This window comes from Nocardioides sp. (assembly GCF_035703625.1).
In the GTDB taxonomy this organism is placed as follows: domain Bacteria; phylum Actinomycetota; class Actinomycetes; order Propionibacteriales; family Nocardioidaceae; genus Nocardioides.
The window spans coordinates 1-15,904 of sequence record NZ_DASSXS010000285.1 but is presented as its reverse complement, the minus strand read 5'-3'; the positions used below and the strand labels follow the sequence as shown (position 1 = coordinate 15,904).

Annotated in this window: 16 protein-coding genes and 1 riboswitch; of the genes, 6 read left to right on the top strand and 10 right to left on the bottom strand. The window is 71.0% G+C overall.

What is annotated here, in order from left to right:
* Positions 1-285, bottom strand: a 285-nt coding sequence (locus tag VFN12_RS14880; RefSeq protein WP_325119513.1) for a hypothetical protein, incomplete at its 3' end; no start/stop codon positions are given.
* A complete protein-coding gene (locus VFN12_RS14875; protein ID WP_325119512.1) occupies positions 282-1,772 on the bottom strand; it encodes a flavin monoamine oxidase family protein in 1,491 nt (496 codons plus the stop codon). The genes VFN12_RS14880 and VFN12_RS14875, both read right to left, overlap by 4 nt.
* Positions 1,773-1,843: 71 nt before the next feature.
* Here VFN12_RS14875 and VFN12_RS14870 point away from each other — a divergent pair, with 71 nt between their 5' ends.
* Positions 1,844-2,248 carry an MmcQ/YjbR family DNA-binding protein gene (locus VFN12_RS14870; protein ID WP_325119511.1) on the top strand — a complete coding sequence of 135 codons (405 nt, stop codon included), beginning with the start codon at positions 1,844-1,846 and terminating at the stop codon, positions 2,246-2,248.
* 33 nt (positions 2,249-2,281) lie between these two features.
* On the opposite strand, the gene VFN12_RS14865 is transcribed toward VFN12_RS14870, so the two are convergent.
* From VFN12_RS14865 to VFN12_RS14855, 3 genes are all read right to left on the bottom strand, one after another.
* Positions 2,282-3,619 carry an alpha/beta fold hydrolase gene (locus VFN12_RS14865; RefSeq protein WP_325119510.1) on the bottom strand — a complete coding sequence of 446 codons (1,338 nt, stop codon included), beginning with the start codon at positions 3,617-3,619 and terminating at the stop codon, positions 2,282-2,284.
* A gap of 180 nt (positions 3,620-3,799) precedes the next feature.
* On the bottom strand, positions 3,800-4,216 hold the full coding sequence (locus VFN12_RS14860; protein ID WP_325119509.1) for a GNAT family N-acetyltransferase: 417 nt from the start codon (positions 4,214-4,216) through the stop codon (positions 3,800-3,802).
* A complete protein-coding gene (locus tag VFN12_RS14855; protein ID WP_325119508.1) occupies positions 4,213-5,691 on the bottom strand; it encodes a trehalose-6-phosphate synthase in 1,479 nt (492 codons plus the stop codon). Before VFN12_RS14855 ends, VFN12_RS14860 begins: the two co-directional genes overlap by 4 nt.
* 60 nt (positions 5,692-5,751) lie before the next feature.
* Here VFN12_RS14855 and VFN12_RS14850 point away from each other — a divergent pair, with 60 nt between their 5' ends.
* From VFN12_RS14850 to VFN12_RS14830, 5 genes are all read left to right on the top strand, one after another.
* Positions 5,752-6,054 carry a DUF3263 domain-containing protein gene (locus VFN12_RS14850; protein ID WP_325119507.1) on the top strand — a complete coding sequence of 101 codons (303 nt, stop codon included), beginning with the start codon at positions 5,752-5,754 and terminating at the stop codon, positions 6,052-6,054.
* Between the two features lie 3 nt (positions 6,055-6,057).
* On the top strand, positions 6,058-6,570 hold the full coding sequence (locus VFN12_RS14845; RefSeq protein WP_325119506.1) for a LytR C-terminal domain-containing protein: 513 nt from the start codon (positions 6,058-6,060) through the stop codon (positions 6,568-6,570).
* A gap of 43 nt (positions 6,571-6,613) precedes the next feature.
* Positions 6,614-7,453 carry a trehalose-phosphatase gene (otsB, locus tag VFN12_RS14840; RefSeq protein ID WP_325119505.1) on the top strand — a complete coding sequence of 280 codons (840 nt, stop codon included), beginning with the start codon at positions 6,614-6,616 and terminating at the stop codon, positions 7,451-7,453.
* 122 nt (positions 7,454-7,575) lie between these two features.
* A riboswitch (SAM riboswitch) is annotated at positions 7,576-7,717 on the top strand.
* 91 nt (positions 7,718-7,808) lie between these two features.
* Positions 7,809-9,044, top strand: a complete 1,236-nt coding sequence (gene thrC, locus VFN12_RS14835) for a threonine synthase (RefSeq protein ID WP_325119514.1) — start codon at positions 7,809-7,811, stop codon at positions 9,042-9,044.
* A gap of 8 nt (positions 9,045-9,052) precedes the next feature.
* Positions 9,053-9,328 carry a MoaD/ThiS family protein gene (locus VFN12_RS14830; protein WP_325119504.1) on the top strand — a complete coding sequence of 92 codons (276 nt, stop codon included), beginning with the start codon at positions 9,053-9,055 and terminating at the stop codon, positions 9,326-9,328.
* A gap of 17 nt (positions 9,329-9,345) precedes the next feature.
* Here the strand turns inward: VFN12_RS14830 and VFN12_RS14825 are convergent, their stop codons facing one another.
* The 5 genes from VFN12_RS14825 to VFN12_RS14805 form a co-directional block, all read right to left on the bottom strand.
* Positions 9,346-10,464, bottom strand: a complete 1,119-nt coding sequence (locus tag VFN12_RS14825; RefSeq protein ID WP_325119503.1) for a hypothetical protein — start codon at positions 10,462-10,464, stop codon at positions 9,346-9,348.
* 32 nt (positions 10,465-10,496) lie between these two features.
* Positions 10,497-12,614: a multicopper oxidase family protein gene (locus tag VFN12_RS14820; RefSeq protein WP_325119502.1), complete on the bottom strand. Its 2,118-nt coding sequence runs from the start codon at positions 12,612-12,614 to the stop codon at positions 10,497-10,499.
* A 227-nt stretch (positions 12,615-12,841) separates the two neighbouring features.
* Positions 12,842-13,336, bottom strand: coding sequence for a GDYXXLXY domain-containing protein (locus VFN12_RS14815; RefSeq protein ID WP_325119501.1), 495 nt, complete (start codon positions 13,334-13,336; stop codon positions 12,842-12,844).
* Positions 13,333-14,532, bottom strand: a complete 1,200-nt coding sequence (locus VFN12_RS14810) for a DUF2157 domain-containing protein (protein ID WP_325119500.1) — start codon at positions 14,530-14,532, stop codon at positions 13,333-13,335. Before VFN12_RS14810 ends, VFN12_RS14815 begins: the two co-directional genes overlap by 4 nt.
* Before the next feature lie 48 nt (positions 14,533-14,580).
* Entirely contained in the window at positions 14,581-15,795 is a 1,215-nt protein-coding gene (locus tag VFN12_RS14805; protein ID WP_325119499.1) for an RNA polymerase sigma factor, read from the bottom strand.
* Positions 15,796-15,904 lie beyond the last annotated feature (109 nt).

Sequence of the window (15,904 nt, the reverse complement as noted above, 5' to 3'; positions counted from 1 at the left end):
GCCGAGGTTCTGGCGCGGCACCCGCCACGAGCGCAGCAGCGCGCCGCTGGCCGACCACTCCCGCACGACCGAGCGCTGGTGGTCGCCCTGCGGGTTGGTGTAGGTGCCGGCGTAGACGCGCCCGTTGCGGTGGTGGAAGACGTACGCCGGGTAGCCGGGCTCCTGGACGGAGGCGAAGACACGGGTGTCCCACCGCTCGCGGTCCGCCGCGGAGGCAGGCAGCAGTGGGAGGACGAGCGCCAGCAGGACGCCGATGGCCCCGTGCCGGATGATCGGCCGCGTCACGACAGCTTCTCCAGGACCTCGCCCGCGGCCCGCTGGCCCGCGCGCACCGCACCGTCCATGTAGCCGGTCCAGTACGTCGACGTCTCGGTGCCCGCCCAGTGCACCCGGCCGTGGGGCTGCCGGATCTCGCGGCCGAACCGCATCATCGTGCCCGGCGCGTAGTTGGCCACGGGCCCGCCTCCGGTCCACTGCTCGCGGGTCCAGTCGTGCTCGACGTACTCGACCGGGTGCAGGGCCTTCTCGCCGAACATCGCAGCGAACCCCTCGAGCACCGCCTTGCGACGTTCGGCGCGCGTCTGCACGCCGTAGCGCCGCCAGGTCGAGCCGCCGACGAAGGCCAGCAGCACCCCGGGGTCGCCGTCGCGCGGGCAGTTGTCGAACGCGGCCCGGACCGCGCCCGAGTCGCTGATGCCGAAGCCGTTGAGACCCGCCTCGCGCCAGAACGGGCGGCGATAGACCGCGTCACACTTCATCAGCTGGCCCATGTCGAGGTGCCGGAGCAGCTCGGCGCGACGCCTCGGCAGTCGCGGGAACCAGTCGATGTCGAGCACGAGTGGTGGGGGAGCCGCCACGATGACGCGCCGGGCGTGCACCCGCCCCCTCCCGGTGTGGACCACGGCGCCGCGGTCGTCCTGCGTGATCCGGCGCACCGGCGCCGCGAGGGCCACGATGTCGCCCAGGCGGCGGGCCAGGCGTTGGGGGATCTGCTGCGATCCGCCGACGAACCGGCGCTCCTGGGCGCCGTCGACGGTGTCGGAGTTGCGGGAGAACGTGCCGGTGTGGCGCTCGTCCCCCGAGCAGGCGACGTACCAGAGGACGTAGAGGAAGGAGAGCTCGTTGGGGTCGGCACCGAAGCCGGGCTGGGTCCAGCAGCGGATCAGGTTCTCGACCCCCTCGGAGTTGACGGCGTTGCGGCGGATCCACTCGCCGAGCGTCATGGCGTCCCACTCCCCGGCGTTCGGGTGGGTCCAGGGGGCGTCGACCGGGATCTCGGAGGCGTACTGGTCGATGCGCGTGAGCAGGTGTGCGGCGTCGGGCAGGATCAACGGGTCGGGCGGCACCGTGCCCTGGTACTCCTGGCGGCCGGTCGTGGAGGAGATGTAGACGCTGTTGCCGTCGACGTACTCCTTGAACTCCGCGACGCCCAGCTCCCTGGCCAGTCGGCGGATGTGGCCCTGGGTCGGGCCCACGAACGCCCCGCCGGACTCGATCACCCCGCCGGAGCGCAGGTGGTGGTTGAGCACCCGGCCCCCGACGCGGTCGCGGGCCTCGACGAGGAGGACGGAGCGGCCGCGGGCGGCCACCTTGCGCGCCGCCACCAGGCCGGAGATGCCGCCCCCGACCACGACCACGTCGACCTGGCTCGGAAGCGAGCCCTGCAGGCCCGCCGCGGTCGCAGGTGCGGTGAGGGCTCCGGTGCCGAGGCCGGCCAGGGACAGCCCGGCGCCGCTGAGGAGGGTCCGGCGGGTCAGGTTCGGATCCGTCATGCAGGTACAACGCCCGTGCGCCTCATCGGTTAGGTGAGACACAGGCCATCCGGCGCATCTAGGGTCGGGGCATGCCTCGCGCGACGGTCGACGACGTGCACGAGCTCGCCCGGTCGCTGCCCGGCGTCGAGCGTGCGGAGGGCTCGACGGTCGTCTACCAGGTGCGCCGCAAGAGCTTCGTGTTCTTCCGGACTCCGCGGCCCGACGCGGTGGATCCGGAGACCGGTGAGCGCTACGACGACGTCATCGTGTTCTGGGTCGGCTCGGACGCCGACAAGCAGGCGCTCGTCGCCGACGAGTCCACGCCGTTCTTCACCACGCCCCACTTCGACGGCCACTCCTCGGTGCTGCTGCGTGGCTGTCGCATCGGTGAGCTCGAGCGGGAGGAGCTCGCCGAGATCGTGTACGACGCGTGGCTGGCCCGGGCGCCGAAGCGGCTGGCCCGTGAGTGGCTCGACCAGCACGGTCTGCGCTGACCCGCCGGCAGCCGACGGCCGGTCCGCGCCGGCTCAGCTGGAGAGGGAGCGCGAGCCCGCCGAGCCGTAGCGGCGGGCGGGGTTGGTGCCGAGCGCCTCCCGGCTGGCGGCCGTACGCTGCGGCTTCTTGGCGGCTGCCTTCTTGGTGACCGTCTTCTTGGCGGTCTTGTTGGCTGCCTTCTTGGCCGGAGCCTTCTTCGCGGGTGTCTTCCCGGCCGTCTTCCGGGCCGGGGCCTTCCTCGCGGCGGCGTTCTTCTTCCGGGCCGTGGGGGTCGGGATCTCCTCGGCGTCCGAGGACCACCTGCTGATCCACTCGTCCATGATCTGCCAGGTCGTACCGCGGGCCCGCCGCCCGGTCAGCATGCCCAGGTGGCCACCGGGGACCACCTCGAAGCGCACCTCCTTCGACCCGGTGAGCAGCGGGACCACCGTGCGTACGGCAGGGATGGGCGCGATCCCGTCGGTGTCGCCCGCGAAGACCAGGACGGGTGCGGTGATGTCGGCGACCGAGATGCTGCGGTCGCCGAAGTCGATGGTGCCGGTGACGAGGGCGTTGCCGCGCACGAACCGGTGGTAGAGCTGACCGAACGTCCGGCCGGGGTAGGCGATCATGTTGTCCATGAAGCGGTCGACCGCCTCGAGCTGGGCGAGGAAGTCCTGGTCGTCGAGACGCGTGGCGATCGCCAGCGGCTTGGTCACCAGCTTCTGGAACGAGGAGAGCTGGAAGGCCCACTTCACCAGCGGCTTGGGTGCCCCGCCCATCGCCTGGTAGGAGCGGTTGATGATCCCGCCACCCTCGGTGAGGTTGAGCAGCGGCCGCAGCGGCGCCACCAGGGGCACCTGCTTGATGTCGAACGGCGACCCGACCGCGGTGACCGAGGCGATCGGCAGGTCCGGGCTGTCCGCCGCGGTGAGCAGCGCGAACACTCCGCCCAGGCTCCACCCGATGACGTGCACGGGTCGTCCTCCGGCGTGGGCGGACACTTCACGGATCGCGGCCGGGACGACCTCGTCGATCCAGTGCTCCATCCCGAGGTTCCGGTCCCGGAAGGAGACCTGGCCGTACTCCACGAGGTACGTCGGCCGGCCGTTGCTCACGAAGTGCTCGACCAGGGAGCAGCCGCGCCGCAGGTCGAAGCAGAGGGCAGGAGCGGCCAGAGGGGTCACCAGGAGCACGGGGTCGCCCTGCTCGACGACCTTCGCCGACGGGCGGTAGTGGTAGACCTCCCGCAGCATGCCGTCGTCGATCAGGGTGCGGGGCATGGGGCGCAGGTCGGCCAGGCCGCCGTACAGCACCTTGTGAGCGACGTTGCCCGCCGCCGCGACGACGAATGCCGAGCCCGGCAGGTCAGGCCTCGGGATCAGCTCCATGGGCGAAAAGTACCTGAGGAGACCCCGGTCCCGGGGCAGCGTCCGGGCTTTCGACGGCCCGTCTTCGTCACACGGGTCACACCCCTCAGCGAATCCATGCACTTCCAAGGCATTGCAACGGCTGAGAAGTGCCGGTTTCCCCGGCGGGCCGGGGAAACCGACGCAAACGCAACGAGCAAGTCAGTGCTCGGGGGTTCCCCGGACCATGAAGCGCTCCGGCTGCGCCAGTGGCGCGAACCCGTAGCGGGTGTACAGCGCGTGCGCATCGGCGGTGGCGAGCAGCGTGCGCGAGAGCCGCAGCCCCGCCAGGCGGGCGGAGACGGCGTCGAGCAGTGCCGTACCGACACCGGCGCCGCGCGAGGACGGGTCGACGTAGACGTCGCACAGCCAGGCGAACGTCGCGTGGTCCGTGACCACCCGGGCGTAGCCGACCAGCTCGCCACGGTCGTCGTACGCGCCGAAGTTGAGCGAGTGCTCGATCGAGCGGGCGACGACCTCGAGCGTCCGGCCGAGCGACCAGTAGGCGTCCTCCGACAGCCACCGGTGGATCCGCTCGACGTCGAGCCTGGAGGCGTCGGTCGAGACCTCGACGCTCACGACCGGGTGGCGGGGCGGACCTGCTTGCCGTGCGAGGGCCGCTCGTGCGAGAGCCCCTCGAGGAAGCTGTTGGCCCAGGCCACCACGTCGTTGGCGAGGACGGTCTTGCGCATCGCCTTCATCCGCTTGCTCGTCTCGCGCTCGTCCGCCTCGAAGGCCTCGAGCAGCGCGCTCTTCATGCCGTTGATGTCGTAGGGATTCACCAGCCACGCCTGCCGTAGCTCGTTGGCGGCACCGGCGAACTCCGAGAGCACCAGCGCCCCGTCGTCCTCGAAGCGACAGGCGACGTACTCCTTCGCGACCAGGTTCATGCCGTCGCGGTAGGGGGTCACCACCATGATGTCGGCGGCCCGGTAGAGCGCGGCCATCTCCTCGCGCGGGTACGACGAGTGCAGGTAGGAGATCGCGGGCCTGCCGATCCGGCCGAGGTCTCCGTTGACCCGACCGACCAGACGGTCGATCTCGTCGCGCAGGATGCGGTACTGCTCGACCCGCTCCCGGGATGGCGTCGCGACCTGGACGAAGACCGCCTCCTCGACGTCGAAGTGCTCGTCGACGATCAGCTCGCTGAAGGCGCGCAACCGGGCGTGGATGCCCTTGGTGTAGTCGAGGCGGTCGATGCCGAGGAAGATCTTCCGGGGGTTGCCCAGGGCCTCGCGGATCGCCGTGGCGCGCTTGCCGACCCCTTCCGAGCGCGCCAGCTCCTCGAACCCGGCGGCGTCGATGGAGATCGGGAACGCGGCCGCCCGCACGGTGCGTCCGTCGGGCAGGTAGACCAGGTCGCGGTGGGTCTTGTGCCCCACGCGCTGGCGGACCAGCCGCACGAAGTTCTGGGCACCGCCGGCGAGCTGGAAGCCGACCAGGTCGGCACCGAGCAGCCCCTCGAGGATCTGCCGGCGCCACGGCAGCTGCTGGAAGAGCTCGTTGGGTGGGAACGGGATGTGCAGGTAGAAGCCGATGCGGAGGTCCGGCCGGAGCTCGCGGAGCATCTGCGGCACCAGCTGGAGCTGGTAGTCGTGCACCCAGACGGTCGCGCCCTTGCCAGCGACTTCTGCCGCCCGCTCCGCGAAGCGCTGGTTCACCGTCACGTAGGAGTCCCACCACTCGCGGTGGAACTCAGGCTTGGCGACCACGTCGTGGTAGATCGGCCACAGGGTCCCGTTGGAGAACCCCTCGTAGAACTCCTCGATCTCCTGGGCCGACAGCGACATCGGGACCAGGTTCATCCCGCCTTCCTCGAACGGCTCGAGGTCACTGTCGGTTCCCCCGGGCCAGCCGATCCAGGTGCCGTTGTTGGAGCGCATCACCGGCTCCAGGGCGCTCACCAGGCCACCGGGGGAGCGCCGCCACGCGACCGTGCCGTCCTCCTGCTCCACCCGGTCGACCGGCAGCCGGTTGGCGACGATCACGAGGTTTGCAGACTTCGGCACGGGCTCCACCCTATGTGGCGACCCATCTGGCGGGTTGAATGACATCGTTGTCGTTTGTCGCCTACAGTTGCCCCGACACCGCTACACGATCTGGGGGAGACGCGCATGGACGCCGCCAACGCCCGTCATGGCCACGGCCGCGACGCCGCCACCGGCCCGCGCCTGAGCGAGCGGGACTGCGACATCCTCGAGTTCGAGCGCCAGTGGTGGAAGTACGCCGGCGCCAAGGAGACCGCGGTCCGCGAGAAGTTCGACATGTCGGCGACCCGCTACTACCAGGTCCTCAACGCCCTCATCGACCGTCCCGAGGCCCTCGAGGCCGACCCCCTGCTGGTCCGCCGGCTGCGCCGGCTCCGGGCCGCCCGCCAGCGGCAGCGCTCGGCTCGTCGACTCGGCTTCGAGGTCTGAGGCGTGCGGGTCCGCAACGAGCGAGGGGTGGTCTTCCCCTCACCAGTGGTGATGCTCAGCGTCGTCGCGGTCGCCATGGCCGGGATCGCCTACGTGGCGACCCAGTCCGAGACCCCGGCCGAGCGTGAGGTGGCCACGGTCTCCCAGCCGCAGGAGGAGCCGAAGCCCAGCACACGGGTCCCCGCGCAGAGGCTCCCGACCAAGAAGCCCCCGACGATCAAGAAGGCCGAGCCCGTGGTCGAGCGCGGCAAGGTCTACGTCGAGGTCTACAACAACTCCGGCATCACCGGCCTGGCCGGGGCCACTGCCGCCCAGGCATCCGACGCCGGCTGGCAGGTGGTCGGCTCCGACAACTGGTACGGCACCATCCCCGCCTCCACCGTCTACTACCCGCAGCGGCTCGAGGCGGCGGCGAAGCTGCTGGCCCTCGACCTGGGGATCGGGCGGGTCGTTCCGGCCATCGACCCGATGGACCTCGACCGGCTGACGGTCATCCTCACCGCCGACGCAGCCTGACACCGGTCCGGCCCAGCCGGACGAGCGTGAAAGGCTGGCGGTCATGGAGTTCACGTCGCCGACGGGACGGGAGCGGTACGACGCGTTCGTCGCGGTCGCCTCCTCCGCCGTCGTGGGCCTCGACTTCGACGGCACCCTTGCCCCGATCGTCGACGACCCCGCCGATGCCCGGATCCACCCCGAGGCCGCCTCGGTGCTCACCGAGCTGGCCGACGCGGTCCGGGCGGTCACCGTGATCACCGGCCGGCCGGCCCGGCAGGCGCTGGCCCTCGGGGACCTCGACGAGGTGGGCAACGCCCTCGGGGACTCCGGCAAGGAGCTCTACCTCTTCGGCCAGTACGGCAACGAGCGGTGGAGCTCCACCAGCCGCCGGATCGTCTCCCCGCGTCCGCCGCGGGGACTCGCGTCGTACCTCGGAGCCCTGCCCTCGCTGCTGCGTCGCCTCGACGCCGCCGACGCGTTCGTGGAGGAGAAGGGCCTCGCCGTCGCCGTGCACACCAGACGGGTGCCCGACCCCGCCGGCACGTTCGAGCGGCTCCTGCCCGAGCTGGAGAAGCTCGCCGGTGACGCCGGACTCGTCGTCGAGCCCGGCCGGCAGGTGATCGAGGCCCGCGCGCCCGGCATGGACAAGGGTCAGGTGGTCCGCACCCTGGTCGAGGAGCTCTCGGCTGGGGGCTTCCTCTTCGCCGGTGACGACCTCGGCGACATGGAGGCCTTCGAGGCGGTGGCCGCACTGCGCGAGGAGGGGCTCCCGACGCTCCTGGTCTGCTCGGGCTCCGACGAGCAGCCCGCCCTGGCCGCCCACGCCGACCTGGTCGTCGACGGGCCCGAGGGCGTGCTCGACTTCCTCCGGACCCTCACCTCCGACGCCCGGTCCGGGTAGTCCCGAACGGGGTGGTGGTGGACGCGCCGGTGGCGCCGTCCACGTCGTTCGGGACCATCGCGCGATGTCACCATGTGGACCCGGCGTACGAATGTTGAGACGCGGTGCGTAGGGTTCCGAACAGCTCATCGAGAGGGACTGAGGGACCGGCCCGCTGAAGTCCCGGCAACCGCCACGAGCCCCCGTCCGGGAGTCCGTCCCGACGGTCGTGGAGACGGTGCCAATTCCGGCCCACGGCGAGAGCCGCCGCGGGGAAGATGAGGAGGAATCCTTGACTGCCGTGACTTCCCAGGTCGGGTCAACCGACGCCGAGACGGTCGACCAGACGCAGGGGCAGGCGTCCGGAGCCCGGGCGCTGCGCGCCGGAGCCTTCGGCCATGCCACCGCGCTCTCCTGCCGCGAGTGCGGGCACCGGATCGACCTCGGCCCGCACTACGCGTGCCCGGAGTGCTTCGGGCCCCTGGAGATCGCCTACGACTTCCCGGCGGTGACGGCAAGCGACATCGAGGCCGGACCCCGCAACATCTGGCGCTACAAGGCCCTGCTCCCGGTGCCCGACGACATCGAGGAGAGCCCCAACACCGAGCCCGGGTTCACCCGCCTGCTGAAGGCGCACAACCTCGGGCGCGAGCTCGGCATCGAGCACCTGTGGGTCAAGGACGACTCGACGAACCCGACCAACTCCTTCAAGGACCGCGTGGTCGCCTGCGCCCTCAGCGCAGCTCGCGAGTTCGGCAGCAAGGTGTTCGCGTGCCCCTCCACCGGCAACCTGGCCAACGCCGTGGCGGCCGCCGGGGCACGGGCCGGGATCAAGACCGTGGTGTTCATCCCCGCCGACCTGGAGAAGCCCAAGCAGGTCAACTCCGCCGTCTACACCGACTCCCTGGTGGCCGTGAACGGCAACTACGACGACGTCAACCGGCTGGCCTCGGAGATCGCGGGCGAGGAGGAGGGCTGGGCGTTCGTGAACGTGAACGTCCGCCCCTACTACGCAGAGGGGTCCAAGACGCTGGGCTTCGAGATCGCCGAGCAGCTCGGCTGGCGCCTGCCCGACCAGATCGTGATCCCGGTGGCGTCCGGCTCCCAGCTCACCAAGGTGGACAAGGCCTTCCGCGAGCTGATCGAGCTCGGCCTCGTGGAGGACAAGCCCTACCGCGTCTTCGGCGCGCAGGCGGCCGGCTGCTCGCCGGTCTCGGCGGCCTTCAAGGCCGACCAGCAGGTCGTGCGCCCGGTCCGGCCGGACACGATCGCCAAGAGCCTGGCCATCGGGAACCCCGCCGACGGCGTCTACGTGCTCGACGTCTGTCGGCGGACCGGCGGCGCCGTCGAGGACGTGACCGACGACGAGGTCCGCCAGGGCATCCTGCTGCTCGCCCGCACCGAGGGCATCTTCACCGAGACCGCCGGCGGCACCACGGTGGGCGTCTTGAAGAAGCTGGTCGAGACCGGCACCCTGGACCCCACGCTGGAGACGGTCGTGATCAACACCGGCATGGGCCTGAAGACCCTCGACGCCGTCTCCGACGAGGTCGGGGCCGCCGTGACCATCGACCCGTCGTACGGTGCCTTCGTGGCAACCGGCCTGGCCTGAGGAGTGAGATGAGCGTTTCCGTCCGCATCCCCACGATCCTGCGCACCTACACCTCCGGCGAGTCCGAGGTGAGCGCCGAGGGCGACACCCTGGCGGCCGTCCTCGACGACCTCGACGCCAACTACAGCGGCATCAAGGGCCGCGTCCTCGACGAGGGCGGCGAGCTGCGCAGGTTCGTCAACGTGTACGTCGGCAACGACGACGTCCGTTTCCTCGACAACCTCGACACCCCGACGCCGGACGGCACGCAGATCTCGGTCATCCCGGCCGTGGCCGGGGGCTGAGCTCTCCCGACGGCGCCTCAGGGCAGCGCGTGATGGTTCCCGGGCACCGGGGTCTCGTCGACGCCGCCCAGGTCGAACATCGCGAGGCCGCTGCCGCCGATGCCGATGGCGGTGATGGCGACGATCGCGACGACGCCCAGCTTGCCGGCGTGGGGCGACGCGGGGGCTCGTCGCAGCCACGCCGGCCCGCTGAGCAGCAGGACGGCAGCCACCATGGTTGCCATCTCGAGAACACCGGTGGCGCCTTCGGCCAGGCCGATCGAGCCCGGTGACCCCAGCACCGCCGCCACCGGGTTGCTCGCCGAGTGGGCGAGGAGCCAGAGGGCCGGGAGCCCGACGGCGACCGCGAAGGCGGCGATCCAGGTGCGCGGCCCCGGTCTGGTCAGGGCGAGATGGGCCATGGCCAGCTGGGCGGTGGCGATCATCAGGAGCAGGAGGGCCCCGGCGACCGAGTCGAGGAGGTCCGCGGTCGCGTGCACGGCGAGGACGGTGCCGGTGCCGACCAGGGCGGCTGCCAGTACGAGCTGGACCTCCGGCGACCACGAGACCTGTCGCTCACCCTGCCCCGCGGCCTCGGCCGGCGCCGGCTTGGCCGGGTTCAACCGGCCGCCGCGGAGCGCGACCAGCCAGACGACCAGCAGCAGGTTGGTGACCAGGAGGATCAGGACGCCGGCCGCCAGCGCCTTGAGCTGCAGGGTGAGGGTGGCGTCCTTCATCAGCTCCTGGCAGCTGCCGACACACTGGGTCCCCATCGGCTGCATGTGGTCGAGCATGCTGAGCTGCAACCGGAGGTCGTAGGCGCCGCTGACGATCAGCGCCCCGACCCCGGCCAGCGTGGACGAGGCGACGATCAGCAGGCTGGTCGCGACCACGGACCTCGTGCGACGCAGCACCGGCCCGAACCATCGCTGGGCCAGGGTGAGTGCCGCCAGCATCGCGAGGGCGAACAGGGGGACCAGCAGCACCGAGCCCTGCAGCCACGAGACGAAGGGATCACGGGTTCGCTCGGTGGCGCCGACGGCGCCGCGGAGCGAGATCACCCAGAACCAGTCGGCCGTGGCCAGGACGGCAGCGAAGGTGAGCACCATCGTCCAGGGGATCACCGTCCGTCCGGCCGGCTGCTGGGATTCCCTCATCGTGTCCGGAGCTGGAGGGGACAGCTCGGCCACTAGGTGATCTCCCAACCGAACATCATCGCGTGGTCCTCGTGCGCCAGGTTGTGGCAGTGGGCGACGTAGGGGCCCACGAAGTCCCGGAACCCGCGATAGATGATCACCGACTCGCCCGGGTCGAGGGCGACCAGGTCTTCACGTGACCGGTCGTCCGGGTGCCCTGGCTCGCCGTTGAGGACCTCGCGACCGTCTCGCATCACGGTGCGGTGCTCCTCCATGTGCAGGTGGAACGGATGGACCCAGCCGCCTCCGCCGTTGCGGATCTCCCACAGGTTGAAGCTGCCCTTCTTCTGCTGGGCCAGCGGGCTCCTCCCGGCCGGGTTCTGCAGGCTCCGGGACACGACGCCGGGATCGAAGGCGACGCCGTTGATCAGCCACTCCACCTCACCGGCGCCGCTGCCGCGCTCGACCTCGAAGATGAGGCGGTTGTCCATCATGCTGCGCCAGTTGGAGGGCAGTGGGGGGAGCGCCCGCATCTGCCGGGGGATGCGGCTGTGGTCCGGCGCGCTGTCCCCGATCACGATCTTCATCATCGGGACCTGGTACTCCGGGTCCAGCCCGGACCGCGAGGAGTTCGTCCACATCCGGCCGTTGGGCATCTTCATGATGTTGGTCAGGTAGATGACGTCGCCCTTGGTGGTCGGCGTGCCGTCCTGGTACCTCGTGAAGTCGACGATGACCTCCCGGCGCTTGGCAGGCCACAGCTCGAACGAGTCGCGCTTGATGGGGAAGGGCAGCAGCCCGCCGTCCGAGGCGATCTGGGTGAACCGCATGCACTGCTCACCGTCCGGGATCCGGTACTGGCCCTGCAGGTCCTCGCCCACGTAGCCCAGTGAGGCCGCCGACTTGGGACCGTTGGTGGAGCTCATCAGCTTGAACTCGTAGATCCGGGCGATCGACGCGTCGAGGAAACGGAAGCGGTACTTGCGGCGCTTGACGTGCAGCACCGGGTAGGCCGTGCCGTTGACGGTGAAGATGTCGCCGACGAACCCGTGGTTGGGGAAGTGCTTGAAGAACGTCTTGCCCCACCACTCGGGGTGCGTCGACGGGTTGTGGGCCTTCGGGTACTCGCCCAGGCCGTCGTGCATGTCCTGGTGGGTGGTGACGCCATCGTCCAGGGCGCAGTCGTAGAACGCGAGCGGGATGTCGTACTTGACGTCGAACGAGCCGTCGGCATGGTTGGTGCGGACGCCGGGGAGACGCAGGCCGCGCCGCTCGTCCCCCATGTCCATGCCCTTCTTGGGGTCATAGATGGGGTAGAGGCCGACCATGCCCTTGTACACGTTGGACCCGGTCTGGTCCATGGTGTGGTCGTGGAACCAGAAGAAGCTCTGCTTCTCCCGGTCGTCCCCGCCCGCGGGCCAGTTCAGGTACAGGTTGTCGACCCAGTCGGCCGGCTCGTAGCCGCGCCGCCGGGGTCCGAAGCGCAGGGCGTAGTGCGGGTTGCCATCGCTCTCCGGAGCCGTGTGCCCGTTGTGCAGGTGGGTCAGGAAGGTGGCGTCGTTGGCCCCGAAGTCCTGCCGGTCGAGGCCGAGCGGGTTCCGTCCCAGATGGTTCTCGAACCGGACCAGGGCGGGCCGCCCGTACTCGGCGTTGATCATGGGGCCGGGGAAGGTGCCGTTGAAGCCGTAGATGGTGCTCGGCGGGAGCGTCCGGTGGACGCCGGCCGGTACACGCCGGCCATTCTCGAAGGAGAAGGTCGGCAGACCCTCGGCGTTGATGGGCAGCACCTTCGAGGTGGTGAACCGGTGGGTGTTGACCTGCAGCTTGATGTGGTAGACCAACGGATCCGGGTAGCCGATCTTGCTCGGCCAGATCTGGTGCCGGTCGTTGCGGCGGGAGTTCTGCTGCCCCAGCCCCGGGCCTGGCGGCTGCCTCCAGCTGGTGAATTCACGCTTCGAGCACGGCCGGAGTGCCTTCGGGATCTTCAAGGGGTCCGTGAAGGGGTGGAGGATCAGCGGGCTGGTGGGGAACTGCTCGATGTAGAACAGCAGATCGCCCAGCGCCGTGGACGTGGCGGCGAAGGCGCCGTCGGCGGACAGCAGCCCCTTCTGGGCCAGGTAGGGCTTGCCGAAGGTCCCGGCGGCGGCCAGCGCGGCGCCCGCCGTACCCACCGCACCCGCCTGTAGGAACAGGCGTCGCGAGAATCCCTCGACTCCGTCCGTCAAGGAGGACGTGGCTTCTTGTGGATCAGCCCCACCCGGATGTGGCTCGTTCAACGGGTCGACCATGGCAGGCCCCTTTTCGACCGTCCCTGCTGCTGATCTAGCGATCGTTCGCCCGGAGCATCAACCGGCTGTGAAAAGCCGGGGCTGGGCCGCCGGAGGGTCCAGACCAGCGGTCAGCGGGTCTCGAGGCCGACCAGTGCCGCATTGCCTCGGGAGTCGATCCGGACCACGGCGATCGCGCCGTCCTCGGCGAGCTCCTGCCCGAGCTCCCGCGCCTCCGACTGTGAGGCGAACCAGCTCTCGATCCCGCACCGGATCTGCCAGTCGCGATCGTCGCACGCCAGATACGGCCCGGAGTCCGGACGGGAGCGGTGGAACCCGGTCGCTCGCAACAGCCCGTCGTCCTCGGCCAGCGTCACGTAGACCGGGCCGCTGCGGCCGTCCTCGAGAGCACCGAGCCCGCCGTCCGCGGAGAATGATCCGTCACCGCGGGAGAGGTCGGGGTAGGCGAGCACGACGTACGCACCCCGGAACGGGTCGATCGGGTCCGCCGCGGCCACGCGGACGCGGTACTCCTCGCCCGCCGCCCGGGCCGAGAGCTGCGGAGCCACCCCGACCGCGACGAGCGCGAGCTGGACGATGATCACCAGGGCCAGCCGCTTCTTCATCGGTCGCCTCCCTCGAGGGTGGCGGCCAGCTCGCGTCGGGCCCGGTCGAACAGGTACCCGGTGCCCAGGAAGACGAGCCCGAGGGCCAGGAACAGCCAGGCGCCCTCGATGATCTGTGCGAAGACGGCGAAGCTCTGGACGGTCGTGAAGACGACCAGGCCCGCGGTGGCCAGGGCGGTCAGCCGCCAGCTGTTGCGGAGGATGCCGAGGACGGCGACCGCGACGGCGACCACCACGTAGACCACGACGCTCACGGCTGCGTGCACCCAGTCCGCCAGGGTCAGCACGTCGGGGTTGTCACCGGCGTCCCAGAGCACCATCAGCACCGAAGCAGCAAGGACCAGGAGTGCGCCGACGGGCTCGAGCCGGGCCGGGCCGCGGCAGAGGAGGATCGCGGCTCCGGCCACCAGACCCGAGGTGGCCGCACCGACCACGAGCCACGGGCTCCACCCGAAGTCGGCCATCGTGACGGCCGGGAGTGCCGCCGTGAAGAGTGCGGCCAGGACCAGGGCGGCACCGACCTCTCTCCACACGGGGCCGAACTGCCGCAGGCCACGCTCGTGGAGGGCGCCGGCCGACACCGCCGCCACCGCAGCGACAGCGAGTGCGAGGACGGCGGCGAAGGCCGAGGGCGCGTCCCACAGGACCTGCCACACGAACCAGGTGACCAGGGTCGGGATGCCGACCAGCAGTGGGCCGAATCCGCGCACCGCGTAGGCGTGGACGAGGGCACCGATGCCCCAGAGGCCCACCAGGAGCGGTTCGAAGGCCGGGACCTGCAACGACTGGGCGGCCTGGAACACCACGGCACCGAAGGCGAGCGCGGCCATCAGCCGGACCGCCCCGACCACCTGGGACGGGAGCATGAGGTGTCGCGCGTGGAGGACCTCGCCGCCGATCAGAAGGGCCAGCCAGATGCTCGCCACGGCCAGGAAGCGCAGGAGAGGGGGGAGCTGGTCGAGGTTCGCGGCGACCAGCCAGATCAGGCCGACGCCGACGAAGACGGCACCCAGGGCGAGCAGCAGACGTGCCAGCGAGAAGCGCCGGGTGGCGTGGTAGCGACGCAGGATGGCGTCAGCCTGGTCGTCCTGGACGAGGCCCTCGGCCCGCCACGCGACGAGCTCCCTGCCGAGCCACTCCAGCTGGGCCGGAGTCGCCGGCCGCCCGGTGGGTCGTGGGGTGACGTCGGTGTCCATGTCCACATGGTGGGGTGTGGCCGGGTCCCCGCGCATGCGTATGAGGACTCAGTTCGGCAACGCCTCGCGGCGCGATCGGAGGTGGCGTCCCTCGGCCGCGTTGTCGCATCGCGACAGGGCGAGGTCGAATGCCAGCCGCGCCTCGTCGTACCGCCCGGCGCGGAGCAGCAGCTCGCCCCGCAGTCCGGGCAGCCGGTGACCCGGGAGGTCGACTCCCTCGAGCAGCCGCAGGCCCGCGAGCGGGCCCTCGGACTCGGCCACGGCCACCGCCCGGTTGAGGCGGACCACGGGAGAACCCGTCAGCTCCTCCAGCTCGGCGTAGTGGCGAGAGATGCGCACCCACGCCGTGTCCGACGCGGTCGGCGCGATGGCGTGCTCGGCGGCGATCAGGGCCTGGAGGAGGTACGGCGCCGGCGGAGCGGCCGTGAGCGGAGTCAGCAGGGCGACCGCCTCGTCGATCTCGGCGCGGTGCCATCGGGTGCGGTCCTGGTCGGCGAGGAGCACGAGCTCTCCGGCGCGGCCGGTCCGCGCGTCACGGCGGGAGTGCTGGAGGAGCATCAGCGCCAGCAGGGCGTCCAGCTCGGTGCTCGGCGGAGCCACCTCGCGGATCACCCGGGCCAGCCGGATCGCCTCGCTCGCCAGCTCCGGGCGATGGACCTCCTCGCCCGAGGGCGGGGCGTAGGCGGCGGTGAACGCGAGGTAGGTGACGTCGGCCGCGAGGCCGACGCGCTCGGCCAGCTCCGAGCCCAGCGGAACGTCGAACCGCTCGGCCGCCAGGCGCTGGCGAGCGCGGGTGAGCCGCGCGGCCATGGTCGGGGTACTGACCAGGAAGAGGCGGGCGATGTCGGCCGTGCTGCTGCCGAGGACGAGCCGCAGGGTCAGCGCCGCGGACGATTCGCGCGCCAGGGACGGATGCGCGCACAGCAGGACCAGTCGCAGCCGCTCGTCACGCACCTCCTCGCCGGCATCGGCCATGACTCGTTGCGCCTCCTCCTGCAGTCTCGCCTCCACCGCGAGCACCGGTCGCTTGCGGGCCGCGGTGGACTCGGCACGTAGCCGGTCGAGGACGCGCCTGCGGGCAACGGTCAGCAGCCACGCCGCCGGGTTGGTGGGCGCCCCGTCGCGGGGCCAGGTCCGGGCGGCCGCCTCGAATGCGTCGGCGAGACCGTCCTCGGCCAGGTCGAGGCGCTGGAACTGCGCGACGAGCAGGGCCAGCAGGCGACCCCACTCCTCGCGCCACAGCGCGCCGAGGTCGTCGGTCAACCGGTGCTGGGGCCCTCGTGGTCCACGCAGGCACGGACCTCGATCGCCCCGTCGGGCGAGGCGAGGATCCCGCAGACCGCGACGAGGTCGTCGAGGTCGTCGGTCCGGA